General features: G+C 46.9%; 16 protein-coding genes. 9 read left to right on the forward strand and 7 right to left on the reverse strand.

Going from position 1 to position 16,193, the window contains the following annotated elements:
* The first annotated feature begins 91 nt into the window (after window positions 1–91).
* From AAKU64_RS10570 to AAKU64_RS10580, 3 genes are all read left to right on the forward strand, one after another.
* Window positions 92–775 (forward strand): GNAT family N-acetyltransferase, encoded by a 684-nt coding sequence (locus AAKU64_RS10570; RefSeq protein WP_354332635.1) that lies wholly within the window; start codon window positions 92–94, stop codon window positions 773–775.
* A 551-nt stretch (window positions 776–1,326) separates the two neighbouring features.
* Entirely contained in the window at window positions 1,327–2,205 is an 879-nt protein-coding gene (locus AAKU64_RS10575) for a response regulator (protein WP_354332634.1), read from the forward strand.
* A gap of 43 nt (window positions 2,206–2,248) precedes the next feature.
* Window positions 2,249–2,683, forward strand: coding sequence for a DUF1801 domain-containing protein (locus AAKU64_RS10580; RefSeq protein ID WP_354362122.1), 435 nt, complete (start codon window positions 2,249–2,251; stop codon window positions 2,681–2,683).
* On the opposite strand, the gene AAKU64_RS10585 is transcribed toward AAKU64_RS10580, so the two are convergent.
* Window positions 2,662–3,423 (reverse strand): hypothetical protein, encoded by a 762-nt coding sequence (locus AAKU64_RS10585; RefSeq protein WP_354332630.1) that lies wholly within the window; start codon window positions 3,421–3,423, stop codon window positions 2,662–2,664. The two genes, AAKU64_RS10580 and AAKU64_RS10585, sit on opposite strands and share 22 nt — an antisense overlap.
* A gap of 205 nt (window positions 3,424–3,628) precedes the next feature.
* Here AAKU64_RS10585 and AAKU64_RS10590 point away from each other — a divergent pair, with 205 nt between their 5' ends.
* Complete coding sequence (locus AAKU64_RS10590; protein WP_354332628.1) at window positions 3,629–4,360, forward strand: transcriptional regulator; 732 nt, start codon at window positions 3,629–3,631, stop codon at window positions 4,358–4,360.
* A gap of 60 nt (window positions 4,361–4,420) precedes the next feature.
* On the opposite strand, the gene AAKU64_RS10595 is transcribed toward AAKU64_RS10590, so the two are convergent.
* The gene (locus AAKU64_RS10595; RefSeq protein WP_322120141.1) at window positions 4,421–4,921 is read right to left on the reverse strand and encodes an Lrp/AsnC family transcriptional regulator; all 501 of its coding nucleotides are present in this window, start codon (window positions 4,919–4,921) and stop codon (window positions 4,421–4,423) included.
* A 277-nt stretch (window positions 4,922–5,198) separates the two neighbouring features.
* Between AAKU64_RS10595 and hppD the strand changes: the two genes are divergently transcribed.
* Window positions 5,199–6,314, forward strand: coding sequence for a 4-hydroxyphenylpyruvate dioxygenase (gene hppD, locus AAKU64_RS10600; protein WP_322120142.1), 1,116 nt, complete (start codon window positions 5,199–5,201; stop codon window positions 6,312–6,314).
* Between the two features lie 106 nt (window positions 6,315–6,420).
* Window positions 6,421–7,314, forward strand: coding sequence for a phenylalanine 4-monooxygenase (gene phhA / locus AAKU64_RS10605; protein ID WP_354332626.1), 894 nt, complete (start codon window positions 6,421–6,423; stop codon window positions 7,312–7,314).
* A 190-nt stretch (window positions 7,315–7,504) separates the two neighbouring features.
* On the opposite strand, the gene AAKU64_RS10610 is transcribed toward phhA, so the two are convergent.
* Window positions 7,505–8,404 carry a LysR family transcriptional regulator gene (locus AAKU64_RS10610; protein WP_354362123.1) on the reverse strand — a complete coding sequence of 300 codons (900 nt, stop codon included), beginning with the start codon at window positions 8,402–8,404 and terminating at the stop codon, window positions 7,505–7,507.
* A 94-nt stretch (window positions 8,405–8,498) separates the two neighbouring features.
* Here AAKU64_RS10610 and AAKU64_RS10615 point away from each other — a divergent pair, with 94 nt between their 5' ends.
* A complete protein-coding gene (locus tag AAKU64_RS10615) occupies window positions 8,499–9,470 on the forward strand; it encodes a sodium-dependent bicarbonate transport family permease (protein WP_354362124.1) in 972 nt (323 codons plus the stop codon).
* Between the two features lie 75 nt (window positions 9,471–9,545).
* Here AAKU64_RS10615 and cysC read toward each other — a convergent pair whose 3' ends face one another.
* The 4 genes from cysC to AAKU64_RS10635 all read right to left on the reverse strand — a co-directional run bounded on the left by cysC (window position 9,546) and on the right by AAKU64_RS10635 (window position 13,534).
* Window positions 9,546–10,199 carry an adenylyl-sulfate kinase gene (cysC, locus tag AAKU64_RS10620; protein ID WP_503012702.1) on the reverse strand — a complete coding sequence of 218 codons (654 nt, stop codon included), beginning with the start codon at window positions 10,197–10,199 and terminating at the stop codon, window positions 9,546–9,548.
* 444 nt (window positions 10,200–10,643) lie between these two features.
* On the reverse strand, window positions 10,644–11,474 hold the full coding sequence (locus tag AAKU64_RS10625) for a DUF2087 domain-containing protein (RefSeq protein WP_354362125.1): 831 nt from the start codon (window positions 11,472–11,474) through the stop codon (window positions 10,644–10,646).
* A 333-nt stretch (window positions 11,475–11,807) separates the two neighbouring features.
* Window positions 11,808–12,671 (reverse strand): LpxL/LpxP family acyltransferase, encoded by an 864-nt coding sequence (locus tag AAKU64_RS10630; RefSeq protein WP_354332618.1) that lies wholly within the window; start codon window positions 12,669–12,671, stop codon window positions 11,808–11,810.
* A complete protein-coding gene (locus tag AAKU64_RS10635; protein ID WP_354332617.1) occupies window positions 12,668–13,534 on the reverse strand; it encodes a lysophospholipid acyltransferase family protein in 867 nt (288 codons plus the stop codon). Before AAKU64_RS10635 ends, AAKU64_RS10630 begins: the two co-directional genes overlap by 4 nt.
* A gap of 350 nt (window positions 13,535–13,884) precedes the next feature.
* Between AAKU64_RS10635 and metK the strand changes: the two genes are divergently transcribed.
* Together metK and AAKU64_RS10645 are read left to right on the forward strand one after the other, a co-directional pair.
* Window positions 13,885–15,063: a methionine adenosyltransferase gene (gene metK / locus AAKU64_RS10640; RefSeq protein WP_354332615.1), complete on the forward strand. Its 1,179-nt coding sequence runs from the start codon at window positions 13,885–13,887 to the stop codon at window positions 15,061–15,063.
* 34 nt (window positions 15,064–15,097) lie between these two features.
* Entirely contained in the window at window positions 15,098–16,141 is a 1,044-nt protein-coding gene (locus tag AAKU64_RS10645) for a M14 family zinc carboxypeptidase (RefSeq protein WP_354362126.1), read from the forward strand.
* Window positions 16,142–16,193: the final 52 nt, after the last annotated feature.

Genomic DNA, 16,193 nt, shown 5'->3' on the forward strand with positions numbered 1-16,193 from the left:
CTGCCTGCGATTTTCTGGAATAAACTTTAAACCTCATCTACAATTAAGCAATTATTGTGCGCCGCACAAATTTGTTTGTAGAAGGACAACCATGAACGCCTCTGATATTTTCCCTGCAAACAAAGAAGGCAAGCCTCCGTCGCCTAAACCAGCAGCTAAATCTAGCGTTTTTGTGAAAGAGTTATCCGAGAAAGACAGACGCCGCATATTGCGACACTTTCTTGCGTTAAAAGAGAGCGATCGCCTGCTGCGCTTTGGTACCTATTTGCCAGACGAAATGATTACAAAATATGTCCAGGGCATCGATTTTTCACGAGACAAGGTATTTGGCGTTGTCAGCGCACATTTTCGCTTAGTCGGCGTGGGTCATTTGGCTTTTGCACCCCGCGAGAAAGAGGACGAAGTAAGCGACAAAGATAAAGTCGCAGAATTTGGCGTCTCTGTATCTGAAAATGCTCGCGGCAAAGGCGTTGGTGTCAAATTATTTGAACGTGGCGCGATCCATTGCCGCAATGCCGATGTCGACACCTTGTATATGCATTGCCTGTCGTCCAACCAGACGATGATTCATATCGCAAAAAAAGCCGGTATGGAAATTCACAGAGAATACGGTGAGGCAGATGCCTATTTAAAACTATTGCCGGCGGATGCCGCCAGTATCTTTAAAGAAGCGATACAAGAACAAGTAGCGTCGCTAGATTACACACTCAAAGCGAACACCCGTGCAGCAGTAAAATGGCTGGAAAATTTACCCGGAAGAAAGAACGAATCCTAAGCTCAACACATGCTCCGGCTAACTGGATGTTAACTCAACAGACAATACCCAAACTTCTGACAAATACCCGCACCAGAAAATATACTCACTCCATGTATATTTTATTGTCCATGTAAAGTCTGGACAATAGGGCATATTTACGAAAAATGTGGGGGAGTATATAGATTGATCAGAATTAAAATAACAATCGCTACTTCTTAAATTCCGTTTAAAAAATATACTGACCGCCATTTTTTCATCTCTAGAGCCGTGCTAAAAATAACTGATGTGATTTGCCCGTTACGGGAGAACTAAAAATCGACACAACATCAACTACTTAGTGATTAATCAGTCTGCTCTTTCGCGTAACGTAACGTCACAATCAGATACGAGTATTCTCTAGTTGCTCGGTATTTCGTCAGCTATACTAAAAATTCAGATTACTTAAGACAAAGTTCAAAAATTGTGAACTTTTTGCCACTAATTTCGGCAAGAAAACGCATTCTATTGTTGTTTATGTTATTATTTAGTTAATAATTATTAGATAAATATAACTAAGATTGGTATTCATCATGAGCCAGACGATGCAAGCAGAGACAATGGGAACAGAGAACCACCGCTTTATCCTTGAAATGTTAGGATTCTCTGATGCGGAAAAAACCATGCTGTCCTCTACGTTCCGCCTGACGGGAAGACGTCCATTCTGTTACGCAGAACCAAGCAGCGAGCATGACCGCGCTGATATTTACCTGGTGAATACTGATAATGCCGAAGCAATACAACAATTAGAGAAACGCTCTCCTAACATCCATGCGCCAGCAGTACTGATTGGGCGCACTGCGACAGAAACTGCCAGTTGGCCGCTCATACAAAAACCGATACATTGGATGCGCTTGTTTGGGCAGTTAGATGATTTGATGCAAGCGGCGCTGTTAGAACGTAACCGCCGCACACAAAACATCAACCAACATTGGGACGGGCAAACTTACCGTCGTACCATCGATAAAAAATTGGCGCCAGAGTCCCCAATCGCTGCCCCTAAAAAGCCTGTTGAATCCGTTTTAGTCGTTGATGACAGCGCTACCGTCCGGGCATTTATGCGCATCAAATTAGCGCCGTTTCATTTTGATGTGGATTATGCCGAGAACGGCGAGCAAGCGATTGCGATGGCCGAAATAAAAAAATATACCTGCATTTTTCTCGACATTATGATGCCTGGTATTGACGGCTATAAAGTCTGCAAACATATTAAATCCAACCCATCAACTAAAAACACCGCTGTAGTGATGCTAAGCAGCAAATCTTCTGCATTTGATAAATTCCGCGGCGCTTGGGCGGGTTGCGATACTTATCTAGGGAAACCGGTTGATGAAAATGATTTGCTGGCAACGATCGCCCGCTTTTTACCAAGTTCTCGTGAGATGCATGTTGGGCAGGCTACGCTAGCCTGACATCAACAGTCTGAGTAGCAATCACACCTGATATCTACTCAATATGCATCCAATTAAAGATCCAGCGGTAGCAAAAATATTTGAAAGCTATCCGCCACCAATCCGCCAAAAACTCTTGTTGCTGAGAGAACTTATTTTATCCACGGCGGCTGCGACTGAAGGTGTAGGTAAGATTGAAGAAACGCTGAAATGGGGCGAACCTGCGTATCTGACCAGCGCCAGCAAAAGTGGCAGCACAATCCGCATCGCATGGAAGGCTGGTGATCCGTCAAAATATGCGATGTACTTCAACTGCCATACAACTCTGATCGACAGCTTCCGTACATTGTTTCCAAATGATTTCGTCTTTGAGGGTAACCGCCGCATTGTCTTTGCAGAAGAAGCCGTATTACCCACAGAGTATCTATCGTTTTGTATAGCCGCAGCACTCACTTATCACATCAGTAAAAATACGCCTCAGCACAAGCTATCGTCTTGAGCCGCATGGGTCTTTATTCTCTGTACCAAGCGCCCCACTAAAACACCGGCAGCAACGCTGGCCAAAAGATGCTTCAGTGTATGGCCGCTAATAACACTACCTAGCTGAAAGATGTCGTGATCGTATATTTCTGTCACCTTCGCAAGGAGATATAAAAGCAAGGCGCCACCAAAAGCAATACGATCCGATTTAGGCGCCCGATAAATCGTTTGCCAAAGCGGAATTAATATCAGCGGCAATCCTTGCAAAAACAAATATGGACGCAAATCTCCAGCACCGTATGCGTCAGTGACGTACCACCATGCGACGCTAAAAATAGCAAAGAGAGCGAGTACATTTGCATCTGTTTTGCGATTTACGTTTGGCACATTCTCCGCTCTCACCGCAGAAAGCAATCCAGCGCAGGCGAATGCAATCGGTAAGCGATCCCATAGCAAGCGCGCATTATCGGGCGCAAGGTGGTAAAAGCCCGAGCCTAATGCCGTCAATAGCAAACCTGCTAAAAATAATCGATAACCAATCCAACCTGCTTCGATACTTGCGTGTTTTCGCATTGGCCACAAACGATACATGCCCCAAATGGCAACGACAGCGAAACCAAGGTTAGAAAAAACATCGGCTGCATGCGGCACACCAAGAAAATCCGATAGATCGGCAAACTCGTGATAATGCGCCAGCTGCTCGATTGAGCCATGTGCAATGAGTAAAACGCCACATAAAGTAGTGAATAAAAATGGCAAGCAAATAAAAATGCGCCTCAAAGTAAGCCCCCTGATTGATGAATGTTGATTCATCAGAAGCTTGCCTATGTCTTGAATAAAATGATACCTTCTTTAAAATAGTTCTGATTTTTATTAAACTAAGCATCAAATATCAATACTCAATATAAGCTCAAACTAAGCTCAAACTAAGCTTGAACTAAATTCAAACGAAGGCAAAAACCCAATGACAGAAGTAAAGCAATTGGTCGCGACGCTCAAAAAACAGTTACGACTACAAGGTAAAACTTATAAAGATGTGGCGATCGCTTTTAACTTGTCGGAGCCTAGTATTAAGCGGCTTTTTACTTCAGGACGCTTCCCAGTTGATCGCCTGGTGCAGCTCAGCAATCTGCTCGGTTTTACCTTGGCAGAATTAGCGCAAGAGGCTAGCGCGACCGAGACGCGACTAAGAACACTCACCGATGCGCAAGAAAAAGAATTGATCTCCGATCCCAAGTTACTTTTAGTTGCTGTGTGTGCGCTCAACCACTGGAGCCTAAACGATATCGTAGGTAGATATCAATTGACTGAAACGGAGTGCCTGCAAAAGCTATTACGACTAGATCGTTTACAACTTATCGCCTTATTGCCGAGTAATCGTATCCGTCTGAACGTCGCACGTGACTTTGACTGGCTTGCAAACGGACCTATTAAACGTTACTTCCAAGAGCAAGGTTTAACCGATTTTTTGAACAGTCCTTTTTTACAAAGCGATGAAACTCTGAGTTTCTCAAGCGCCATGCTGACCGAAAATGCCATCACAAAAATGCAAAGCGAACTGAGACAACTACGTTTGAAATTTGCAGAGTTGCATCAAGAAAGTTTATCTTCACCTTTGCCCAAACGTCGTGGCAACGGATTATTGTTAGCGATGCGCGAATGGGAGCCGATGGCGTTTGTTGAGCTTCGCCGCTAACTTGCAGGTAACTTAAAACATGAGTGGAATTACGCAATGGTTTGCACCCCTCGCGCTGCACTAAACACTAAGCACAGGCAAGGCAGTCGTATCTTTAATCTGTTGCAAAGCAAAGCTCGACTTTACATCCAATACCGCCGGATGTCGTAATAGCGTTTCCATCATAAAACGGGAAAAGTGATCCATATTCTCGACATGGACTCTGAGCAAATAATCCATCTCGCCCGTCATCGCATAGCAAGCGACAATTTCTGGCCACTGGTCTACCGATGCGGCAAAATCATTACGCGGTGAGCGGGATGCGCCTTTGCCTGGCGCATCGTTATGCTTCTCTAGCCGGACATTGACATAGGCGAGCAAGCCCAATCCGATTTTGGCGGGTTCCAGCAGTGCAACATACTTACGGATCACGCCACTGTCCTCCAGCCGCTTGATGCGCCGCAGGCAAGGCGATGGCGACAAATTGACGCGCTCGGCCACCTCTTGGTTAGTCAATCGTCCGTCGGCCTGTAAGATCGCCAGAATCTTACGGTCAATTTTATCCAATGGAACTGTAGTCATAGTCTGCCAATAATTAATCAATATCAGCAATATTATTGCTTAAAAAAGAAATTTATTGGGTAATTTTGCAATTTAATGGCGTGATTGGCGGACTATACTGAGATCTTAATCTGTGTCAAAAAATCGCTCGATTGGATGACCTTGATTGCCGCCTTCCGGCGCTTGCGGTGTGTTTTAACCAGTTGATTGATTCAATTGAATCAACTGACGAGTCAACTCACTCACTTTGCGCGGACAAATGTATTATTTTTTGACGACTTAAATTTAGGAGACAAGCATGGAATTCCAGCCTTGGGACAACCCGATGGGTACTGACGGATTTGAATTTATCGAATACGCCGCAACCGAGCCAAAAGAAGTCGGCGAATTATTTGAGCGTATGGGCTTTACCGCCATCGCCAAACACCGCACGAAAGATGTCACGCTGTATCGCCAAGGTGGTGTCAATTTCATCATCAACGCCGAGCCAGATTCATTTGCCCAGCGTTTTGCCCGCAAACATGGTCCCTCTGTTTGTGCGTTTGCCTTCCGTGTTAAAGATGCCAACGCAGCGTATAAACGCGCATTGGAACTCGGCGCATGGGGTTTCGACAATAAAACTGGCCCGATGGAACTGAACATTCCGGCCATCAAAGGCATCGGTGATTCGCTGATCTATTTTGTTGATCGCTGGCATGGCAAAGATGGCGCGCAACCGGGCACCATCGGCAACATCAGCATCTATGACGCTGACTTTGTCGCCATCCCAGGCGCAGATCAACATCCGGTTGGCAATGGCCTGACCTACATCGATCACTTAACTCATAACGTCCACCGTGGTCGCATGAAAGAATGGGCTGATTATTACGAAAGCCTGTTCAATTTCCGTGAAGTCCGTTACTTCGATATCGCCGGTAAGCACACCGGTTTGAAATCCAAAGCAATGACCTCCCCTTGCGGAAAAATCCGTATTCCTATCAATGAATCATCGGATGACAAATCCCAAATCGCGGAATACCTGGATCTGTACCACGGTGAAGGCGTACAACATATTGCGATGGGTACAGATAATGTCTACAAAACCGTTGCCGATATGAAAAACGATGGCGTCGTGTTCCAAGACACGATCGAAACCTATTACGACCTGATCGACCGTCGCCTGCCTAACCATGGTGAGAATCTGGAAGAATTACGCAAGCTGCGTATCTTGGTCGATGGCCATAGCAGCGAGAATAAACGCGAGCTGTTATTGCAGATTTTTACGACGACCGTGATCGGCCCGATCTTCTTTGAAATCATCCAACGCAAAGGTGATCAGGGTTTTGGTGAAGGCAATTTCCGCGCTCTGTTTGAATCAATTGAACTTGACCAGATACGTCGTGGCGTACTCAAAGACGACACAGCACCTGCGTAAGCGCCAAGCTACATCAAACCATATTGCACGCTTGGTTTGCAAAGGCTAACAGGATAGTCAGCGATATTCTGTTAGCCTTTTTGTCTATCAAAGAAGAGGAAAAATCATGTTGACTGCAACTGCAACTGCGAGCGTTACTAGAGAAGAATTTTTGGCTACCGTGGCTGAAAAATCCTATGGCGCCGTGCTGCGTGGCGACTACAGTCTGGCCGATACGCGCTATGTTGTGCAGCAAGACTGGGATGCCTACACCGAAGCAGAGCATGATCTCTGGCGCAAACTGTATCAACGTCAGGCGGCTCTATTGCCCGGTCGTGCCTGCAATGAATTTATCGATGCCTTGAATAAAATGGATGCGGCCAATGGCATCCCCAACTTTGAACAAACCTCAGAAGAATTATTTAAAGCGACAGGCTGGCGCATCGTTGCGGTACCCGGTCTGATACCTGAATTTACATTTTTTGAGCATCTGGCCAATCGCCGTTTTCCGGTCACAGTGTGGCTGCGTACACCAGAAGAATTTAACTACATTGTTGAGCCGGACGTATTCCATGATTACTTCGGCCATGTACCTATGCTATTCAATCCGGTGTTTGCTGACTACATGCAGTTATATGGCAAAGGCGGCTTAAAGGCGATGGATTTAGGCGGGCTGGATTATCTGGCACGTCTGTATTGGTATACGGTGGAATTTGGCTTGATCAACACAGCAGAAGGCGTACGTATTTATGGCGCCGGGATTTTATCTTCGGGTGGCGAGGTGGAATTTTGCCTGAAGCCGAATACCAGTTCTCATCATATTCATCTGGACATACAACGCTGTCTGCGTACTTTATACAAAATCGATTCGTATCAGGAAACCTATTTTGTCATTAATAGTTTCCAGGAATTGTTTGAAGGTACGGCACCCGATTTTGCACCTTACTACGACAAGCTCAAGCAACTTGACGCTTTGCCAGCAAACACCTTACTTGAAGGTGAGATCGAACTCGTCAGTTAAACTCCGATTGACAATCAGGTGCTCCAACTTCGGGCGTATATTCTTTGAATAGTACGCTCTTTTTTTGTCTATCGATTTGCCACAAGAAAAATATACTCCCCTATAAAATATATAAAATAGCCTTATAAACCAATAATTACTTGGACAACTTAAATATACCTATAGGGAGTATATAATAAACAAAGAGTAATCATTCTGCTTTCGCTTCAGCATAAGTCGCTAAATAAGCCAGAAACGCAGAGGCAATCGGTGATAAACGCTTGCCATGCAAAGTCACGATATACCAGTTGGCATGGATAGGAAAACCTTCTACCTGCAGTACACGCAGCGCATCATCAATCAACGCCTCGCCTAAAGCATTACGCGATACGACAGAGATGCCCATGCCACCGGCGACCGCCTGTTTGATCGCCTCGTTGCTACCCAGCTCCAGACGAACTTGCGGCTGAAAATGTTGCGCGGCAAAAAATCGATCACAGGCCAGTCGTGTACCCGAACCTTGCTCACGCAAAATAAATCGTTCTGTCGCCAACTCAGCAAGCTGGATATGGTTCTGCTGTACCAGACGATGCGTCGCCGGTGCGATCACTTCCAACAGATTAGGCAGAAACACTTGCTGATCAATATCAATGTCGGTCGGCGGCATGGACATGATGTAGAGATCATCACGGTTATCGCGCAATCGCTGCACAACGCCGTCACGGTTTAACACCTCTAAAGCGATGTCAATTTCTGGATATTGCTCACAAAACGCACCTAGCAGACGGGGAATAAAATATTTTGCCGTACTGACCACAGCCACCCGCAAGCGGCCTCGCGTCAGCCCCTTCATCGCATCGATCCGCTGCTCATATGAGGACAGCTCATCCACCATCATGCGTGCGGATTTTGCCAACTCTTCACCCGCCGGGGTCAGCGACAGCCGCTTGCCGATGACTTCATACAGCGGCAGACCAACCGCGTCGGTTAATTCCCGCAGCTGCATAGAAACCGTTGGCTGCGTCACATGAAAAGCTCTCGCAGTCGCGGTAATGCTCTTCAATTCAGCGAGAGATAAAAATAAGTTGAGTTGCCGGAAAGTGACGTTCATCTTGTTTTAATTATGATTAATGTGAAATAAATTGATTTTACCTGATGCATTATTCCACATAAGATGCGCCCAGTCCAACTACTCCCACACTCTTATGCAAAGCATCTTAGACCCCGCAATCTTATTTTTTGCCTTTGGTATTTTTGCCGGCATGATCAAATCCAATTTAGATATCCCGCCTCAACTTTCACGCTTTTTATCGCTCTATCTGTTGATGGCATTAGGTTTAAAAGGCGGCTTTGCGTTAGCGCATTCGGGACTGACACCCCAAATTGTCAGCAGCCTTGGATGCGCAATCTTGCTGGCAGTGCTGGTACCGGCGCTTGGCTATCAATTGCTTAAACGCTTTATCAATCACTATGACGCTGCCGCGATCGCGGCCACTTATGGATCGGTGAGTGCGGTGACATTTATCACCGCCGTGCAGTATCTGGAAAATCATCATCTGACCTATGGCGGTCATATGGCAGCGGCAATGGCGTTGATGGAATCACCCGCAATTATCATGGCAGTGATCTTTGCTAATACCTTGCGAAAAAAATCGGCTAGCGGTTCGCCCCATCCAACCTCGCTCAGCAAGGTGTTGCACGAATCGTTGACCGATGGTGCACAGTTACTATTGCTCGGTTCGATGGTGGTGGGGATTATTTCAGGCGAGAGCGGCAAGGCTGCCATGCAACCGTTTTCAGGCGATTTATTTAAAGGCATGCTCGCCTTTTTCTTGCTCGATATGGGGTTGATGGCAGCGCGTAAATTGCCTGAAATCAAAGGACAATCGCCATGGATTATCGTCTATGCCGTGGTCACGCCGCTGTGCCATGCGGCGTTGGCTCTGGGTCTGGCATGCTTGCTTAAACTGCCCGCAGGCGACGCCAGTTTGTTGATGGTGTTGGCTGCCAGCGCATCGTATATCGCGGTGACTGCGGTATTACGCTACACCATTCCCGAAGCCAATCCCTCGCTGTATTTGGGTATGTCGCTGGGTATCACTTTTCCACTGAATATTTTCTTGGGAATCCCTTTGTATATCGCCATTGCGCATCAGGTCATTGGCGTCGGGTCTTGATATGCTCTGGCGGGTTGTGACGATCATCAGCATTGCTGATGCAAGACCCACAAACCCGCCAGTTCATTCTCTATATCAGGCAGCGCATTTAGCTTCAAGCAAATCAAGAATAATATCAACACCAGCCTCAACGCTGACAACGCTACAGTCAATTATCGCAGTCGGATCTACCAGAACTTCATAGGGACTGCCGATGCCAGTCAGATTACTCAGTTGCCCGGATCTCGCTTTTTTGTACAAGCCTTTTGTATCTCTTTTTTCACAAACATCAATTGGGGTACTGATAAAAATCTCAATAAAATTTTCAGCACCAATCAACTCTTTTGCCATCTCACGTTCCTTCTGAAATGGCGAAATGAATGAAGTGATCGTGATAAGTCCGGCATCCAGCATTATTTTGGCGACTTCTGATACGCGACGAATATTCTCAGTGCGACTGGCACCGTCAAATCCTAAATCTTTATTTAAGCCACTGCGTACATAGTCACCATCAAGAATGTAGGAGCGTCGCCCCAAACTATATAGTCGATTTTCCAGCGCATTGGCGATGGTAGATTTACCTGATCCAGATAGACCTGTCAGCCAAATCACCTTGGCGGCATGACCGTTTAATTTTTCTCTATCAACACGACTTACTGTGAATAACGGCTTATACAGATTATGAGAATATTCCACTTTTTTCCTATCAGCGCCCTCAAACATCGGTGGACTAAGAATATCCGTAAGCATGAAAACTTGGCTCCCTACAAAAAAAATTATTAGATCGTAAATTTAGCTAAAGTTTATAGCAGTGTATCTATCAAACACAGCAGGGATTTGAATCGATTTATATTATTTTGTATTATTTTGTATCGATACGGTATTGGAATAAGCGGTTCAGAGAATGTATGCCGAAATAGCCAATAACATAAATCCACCGAAGTGAAAACTACCACGCAGATAACGCCACTCCAAAAACAATGCCGCCAAACGTATTAGCCATGCGATTGGCGGAACGTTTAGTATCTCGCCATCCGGCTCGACGGCAATTGCACTAAGATTATCTCAAGCTCGCTTAAATATACTCCACGTTAGTATTATTTTATCGACCATATAATTACTGGACAATAGAACATATTTACACAATCTAAGTGGGGAGTATATTAAAAAATGGCACTACAGATATGTTTTGCACTACAAACGCCAGTACACCCCGTCCTCCCGCCTCATCAACATATTGGTAATCATTTCTCGCCGCAAAGTCGCGTAGTCTTCATGATATTGCAGAAAAAACTGATTGATTTCTGATTCCGCATAACGACGTTCGGTTTGCAATTGATTGACCAGCCAGCGCAAAATCACGAGACGTTTTTTACGTTGATCGGGGATTTTTGTCAGGCGATTATTTTGGACAAAAGCCTGCATCACGCGTTGCGATTCAGCGTCTGTCGACTCTAAATCTAATGTAGTTTGCCGTGCATCCCAAGCTACGTTAAAACGCTCGATGCGGCTGGCTTGTAGTCGCTGTTGCGATAGCGCCAGCCAGCTTGCCGAGCCATAACCAAGAACAAGATCGTTTGCGATTGGCTGCCACCATGCTGCATCTGTACTCACGCCCAAGGCATGCAAGTACTCGACTTTGACGACGATAAACTGAAGTCGATAAGGTAGTAAATACGACGCTGGATCTACCTGCAATTGCAACTGCGCTTCCGCATAACTGGCGTACCAGTGATTGGTATAGCCACTGACTTCTTTGCCATGCCAGAAGTCACCAAAATCGGGCTTTACATCTTCTGTCTGGGCTTCCCCAAACAGCACAGCACGCGCATGCTCCCAATGCTGAAAGCCCGCATCGGCGGCGGCCAGATTCAGACAATGTCGCAATTGCCATGTCTCCGGCAAAGTCCAGTTGTGCTGCCGGCTCAGCAATAGCGCACGTTTAGTCGCGGCGACATTATTAGTCTGCAATAGCTTGAGTAATAGCCGGGCGCGGGTCTTGATTTCTGTCGTCAGCGCATTCATAGCGATGCTCCTGAAATAGTTTCAGAAAATCGCAGTACAGAGCATGGCGACAAAACGATGGTGAGGTAAAACGGGAAAACGAGAATTAACATGATAAGGCTCCTGTTCGCTTATCGACGACCCGCTGACGTCAAACGAAACTTGGATTCATCACATTAAAAAGAATGGATTGCAGGGTGAGAGCCTCTTGTGCGGGCAGGCGCCCCAGAGCACCTGTGCCGCTATTGTAGGATGTGATGGAGGTGCGTGTCAACTAACGTGAACTAAGCAAATCAACACTGTGTATAAATAAGCTGTGCTGATTTCAGCTTACATTTCAAGCTGAATTTCTGCTTAATAAAGGCTGGTCTCGCCGGGAGGCCGAGTTTTAAAACGCTTATGAGCCCAAAAATATTCGGCTGGCGCTTTCAAGATTTCAGCTTCGATAAATGCATTCATAAAACGGGTTGCGGCAATCATATCGTCGCCCGGATAATTTTCCCAGGCGGGATGAAATGTCACTTTCCAACCCTGATAATCAGGCAGCATCGTTGCAATCACAGGTATCACTTTGGCATGGGTCGTCGCAGCGATTCTGGCGGTTGCGGTGAGGGTCGCCGCGGGTATACCAAAAAAGGGAATGAACTCAGCATCCTTGGGGCCGAAGTCCATATCGGGCAGCATAAAAAAAGGCAGGCCTTCACGCATCGCGCGGATGATAGGCTTCACGCCCTCGGCACGCGAAAATAGTTTTACAGGACGAAACCGCGAGCGACCTTTGCGCAAAGCCTGATCAAAAACTTTGCTGCGTTGCTGGGTATAAATGGAGCATAAAGAAGACTCCAGCATGACCGCTACACCCGCCACATCCAGACTGACAAAATGCGGGCACAATAAAATAGTCGGACCCTCTTGTATGCTGGCTAGAGGGACTGCGGGGTCAATCTGAATTAGCTTTTTTAAGCGTTGTTCTGACGCCCACCACAAGATGCCACGCTCCAATACGCTGCGTGCATAGGCCTGAAAATGTTGCCGGGCGAGCTTGACTCTTTCTTTCTCGCTTAAGTGCGGTAAACACAGTCGCAGATTCGTCAAAGTAATATGGCGACGTGATTTGATAATGCCAAACAATAGCGCGCCGACAGCATCGCCAAAACGTCCTAATACCGGCAAAGGCAACCAATGCAACAGCCACATAAAACCTAATACTAATCTCATGCAATATCCCTGTAGATCGTATTCGCATCGGTAGGGCCGCTCACCCCATCAGGTACTTTATAGCGGTTATAACTCCAGAAATATTGTGCTGGACTATGCGCAATTAATTTCTCCATCGCCGCATTAATGGCTTCTGCTTGCTCCGTTGCGTCGCCAGTTAGCTCGCCATCAAAAGCCACAAAACGGATGATATATCCCCGCCCAAACGACAAGCGCTCTGCGTAAGTCAATATCAGCGGCGCACCTGTCATCGTTTGCAACTTGGCAGACAAGGTCATGGTGTAAGCAGGCTTGCCAAAAAATCTGGCCCAGACGCCTTCGCCTTGTTGTGGCACCTGATCTGGCAACAGACCAATCGCCTCACCTTTTTTTAAGGCTTTTGCCATTGTTCTGACACCGGATAAATTGGCAGGCGCTAAGATCAAATTCTCACGCGCTCTTGCACCTTCGATCAGGGGTTTTAACGCAGCTTTGCGTGGCGGCCGATACAAGGCAGTTAAACGGGTTCTGGCAGCGATAGCTTGGGCGATGATTTCAAAACAGCCAAGATGTGGCGTGAGTAAAATCACACCTTTTTTGGCATCTAAGGCCGCTTGCACGATTTCCCAATTTTCTACCGATGCGGTACGTAATACTCGCTCCGGGTTGGCGCACCAGATGAAGGGAAGTTCCAGGACGTTTTTGCCAGCCTCCCGTACTGCGGTAGAAATATGTGTCGTAAAACCCGCCCGGGTAATATTGGCCTGCAAACGACGACGATACGATCCGGAAAAAAGATAAACCAGCCAGCCCAATGCGGCGCCAATGGCATGCAAAACAGGCAATGGGAAAATCGACAAAAATCGGAATAAAGCTACGAGCATAATATCTCTCAACATGAGAAAAATGAGCACTAAGAAATCGGCGCCAAACTAAAACTCCATTAGGAAAACCTTGGCAAACCCGGGCTAATTAGACATAGTGCAAAGAAGAAGCGTAAAATATCACATTCCTAGTGACGGCTATTGCAAAATTAAACTCGGCACCAATATCAATCCTTATAAACTGATATCAATGCAAAGATTAAACTGACAATTGTTTTCATGACGTAAAGCAGTAACCGCCGAGTTAACAGACAACTTGCGAGGCGGTATATAAGTTCCGCTAAAGCGTCGCAGGTTCTCTTTCCGACTGCGGCATGTTTAATACGGTCATTTTTTACAAGGAGCCTGCGATGGCTAATGATTTTCTCTTCACCTCTGAATCGGTCTCTGAAGGACATCCCGACAAAGTCGCCGATCAAATTTCCGATGCAATCCTCGATGCGATTTTTGAACAAGATCCGCTGTCACGCGTCGCGGCTGAAACATTGGTCAACACGGGCTTAGTGGTTCTGGCAGGCGAAATTACCACCAATGCCCATGTCGATTACATTCAGGTTGCACGCGACACCATCAAACGCATAGGCTATGACAATACTGAATTTGGTATTGACTACAAAGGCTGCGCGGTATTGGTTGCTTATGACAAACAATCGAATGACATCGCGCAAGGTGTTGATCAGGCTACCGACGACCATCTGAACACCGGTGCCGGTGACCAGGGCTTGATGTTTGGTTATGCCTGCGATGAAACGCCAGAACTGATGCCAGCACCGATCTACTATGCACATCGTTTGGTGGAACGTCAGGCGCAATTGCGCAAAGATGGGCGCTTGCCGTTCTTGCGTCCAGATGCCAAGAGCCAGGTCACAATGCGTTATGTCGATGGCAAGCCACACAGTATTGATACCGTCGTGTTGTCGACACAGCATAGCCCCGATCAAAGCGATGGCACCAAGATGAAGTCTTCTTTTATCGAAGCCGTCATTGAAGAAATCATCAAACCCGTATTGCCAAAAGACTGGCTGCAAGATACCAAGTTTTTGATCAATCCTACCGGACGTTTTGTCATCGGTGGGCCGCAAGGCGATTGCGGCTTAACTGGCCGTAAAATTATTGTCGATACTTACGGTGGCGCTTGTCCACATGGCGGCGGCGCATTCTCCGGCAAAGACCCTACTAAAGTGGATCGCTCCGCAGCTTACGCAGCACGCTATGTGGCAAAAAATATCGTCGCTGCCGGATTGGCAAAACAATGCCAAATACAAGTGGCGTATGCAATTGGTGTAGCACGTCCGATGAATGTGACGGTTTATACCGAAGGCACAGGGGTGATCCCGGATGATCAGATCGCTGCTCTGGTGAATGAGTATTTTGACCTGCGTCCAAAAGGCATTATCCAGATGTTAGATCTGTTGCGCCCTATTTATACTAAAACGGCGGCGTATGGTCACTTTGGCCGTGAAGAACCTGAGTTCACCTGGGAACGCACCGACAAAGCGGTGTTGTTGCGTAAAGCGGCTGGTTTGTAATTTTTTGACGCGTATTAAGTTGTAAGGTTGAAGCATGCGATGGTGGACTCAGTTGGGCGGTAATAATTTATCCAGTTCTACCTCGTCCGTCATTGCATGTGCCAGCCTGATGTTATTGATCTCATCAGCTAATGCGTCAGTCGTTGCTGGCGCTGTTACTAATACTGCTGCAGCTAGTGCAGTGGCTAGTGCAGCCGCCAGTGCGAGCAAGCCGCCTCTAGCGCCTACCTTATTCCCAAATCCAAAAATCATCACCGACTGGTGCACGCCATTAGTGGCTCGGTTGCCTAAAGTGTCGCTCAATGATTGCCGCAACAGTAAGGTAATGCCGACTGGGGCGAAATCCGTGAATGGCTTCCCAATTTTGGCGCGCGATTTTGAGGCGGTCTCTAAAAATATCACTAAAGCAGATACTAAACCTGACACTAAACCTGACACTAAACGAAAGCCAGCCATCAAAATTCTGCTAATCGGCGGTATTCATGGTGATGAAAAAACAGCGTCAGCGATCGTATTTAAGTGGCTGGACAGCATGCAAAAACCTGCCGCGCAAGAATTTCAGTGGAAGGTCGCGCCCATCGTCAACCCGGATGGTTTGCTGGCGGCCAAATCCAAACGTGTGAACGTGCATGGCGTTGACTTAAATCGTAATTTTCCGACGCCGAATTGGGAACACGACGCGCCACGTTATTGGGCCAACACCACCCGCAGCGATCCGCGCCGCTTCCCCGGCAAAGCGCCGATCTCGGAGCCAGAAAGCCGTTGGGTATTCGATACGATAGAAAAATTCAAGCCCGACGTCATCATCTCGGTGCATGCACCGTTTGGCGTGCTGGATTTTGATGGCCCGGTCACACCGCCGATCCGCTTTGGCCGCCTGATGTTCAACCGGGTTGGCGTTTACCCAGGCTCGCTAGGCAACTATAGCGGCTTGCACAAAGACATCCCGGTGGTCACGATAGAACTGCCCAACGCCACAGTCATGCCACCAGACGCTGAAGTCCAGCGCATCTGGCAAGACATGCTGGGCTGGATCAAACGCAATGTGCCTGCGCAAGCTAAATTAGCGCAGCGCTAACTGCAAAATCACTATACTCCCCCTATTTTTTATAAAAATAGGCTGATTGCCC

Source organism: Undibacterium sp. GrIS 1.8 (assembly GCF_040544445.1).
In the GTDB taxonomy this organism is placed as follows: domain Bacteria; phylum Pseudomonadota; class Gammaproteobacteria; order Burkholderiales; family Burkholderiaceae_D; genus Undibacterium.

What these genes read in the sequence shown, in the direction of transcription:
- AAKU64_RS10570 (WP_354332635.1), top strand. Translation starts at nt 92, where the DNA reads ATGAACGCCTCTGATATTTTCCCTGCAAACAAAGAAGGCAAGCCTCCG.
- AAKU64_RS10575 (WP_354332634.1), top strand. Translation starts at nt 1,327, where the DNA reads ATGAGCCAGACGATGCAAGCAGAGACAATGGGAACAGAGAACCACCGC.
- AAKU64_RS10580 (WP_354362122.1), top strand. Translation starts at nt 2,249, where the DNA reads ATGCATCCAATTAAAGATCCAGCGGTAGCAAAAATATTTGAAAGCTAT.
- AAKU64_RS10590 (WP_354332628.1), top strand. Translation starts at nt 3,629, where the DNA reads ATGACAGAAGTAAAGCAATTGGTCGCGACGCTCAAAAAACAGTTACGA.
- AAKU64_RS10595 (WP_322120141.1), bottom strand. Translation starts at nt 4,921, where the DNA reads ATGACTACAGTTCCATTGGATAAAATTGACCGTAAGATTCTGGCGATC.
- hppD (WP_322120142.1), top strand. Translation starts at nt 5,199, where the DNA reads ATGGAATTCCAGCCTTGGGACAACCCGATGGGTACTGACGGATTTGAA.
- phhA (WP_354332626.1), top strand. Translation starts at nt 6,421, where the DNA reads ATGTTGACTGCAACTGCAACTGCGAGCGTTACTAGAGAAGAATTTTTG.
- AAKU64_RS10610 (WP_354362123.1), bottom strand. Translation starts at nt 8,404, where the DNA reads ATGAACGTCACTTTCCGGCAACTCAACTTATTTTTATCTCTCGCTGAA.
- AAKU64_RS10615 (WP_354362124.1), top strand. Translation starts at nt 8,499, where the DNA reads ATGCAAAGCATCTTAGACCCCGCAATCTTATTTTTTGCCTTTGGTATT.
- cysC (WP_503012702.1), bottom strand. Translation starts at nt 10,199, where the DNA reads ATGCTTACGGATATTCTTAGTCCACCGATGTTTGAGGGCGCTGATAGG.
- AAKU64_RS10625 (WP_354362125.1), bottom strand. Translation starts at nt 11,474, where the DNA reads ATGAATGCGCTGACGACAGAAATCAAGACCCGCGCCCGGCTATTACTC.
- AAKU64_RS10630 (WP_354332618.1), bottom strand. Translation starts at nt 12,671, where the DNA reads ATGAGATTAGTATTAGGTTTTATGTGGCTGTTGCATTGGTTGCCTTTG.
- AAKU64_RS10635 (WP_354332617.1), bottom strand. Translation starts at nt 13,534, where the DNA reads ATGCTCGTAGCTTTATTCCGATTTTTGTCGATTTTCCCATTGCCTGTT.
- metK (WP_354332615.1), top strand. Translation starts at nt 13,885, where the DNA reads ATGGCTAATGATTTTCTCTTCACCTCTGAATCGGTCTCTGAAGGACAT.
- AAKU64_RS10645 (WP_354362126.1), top strand. Translation starts at nt 15,098, where the DNA reads ATGCGATGGTGGACTCAGTTGGGCGGTAATAATTTATCCAGTTCTACC.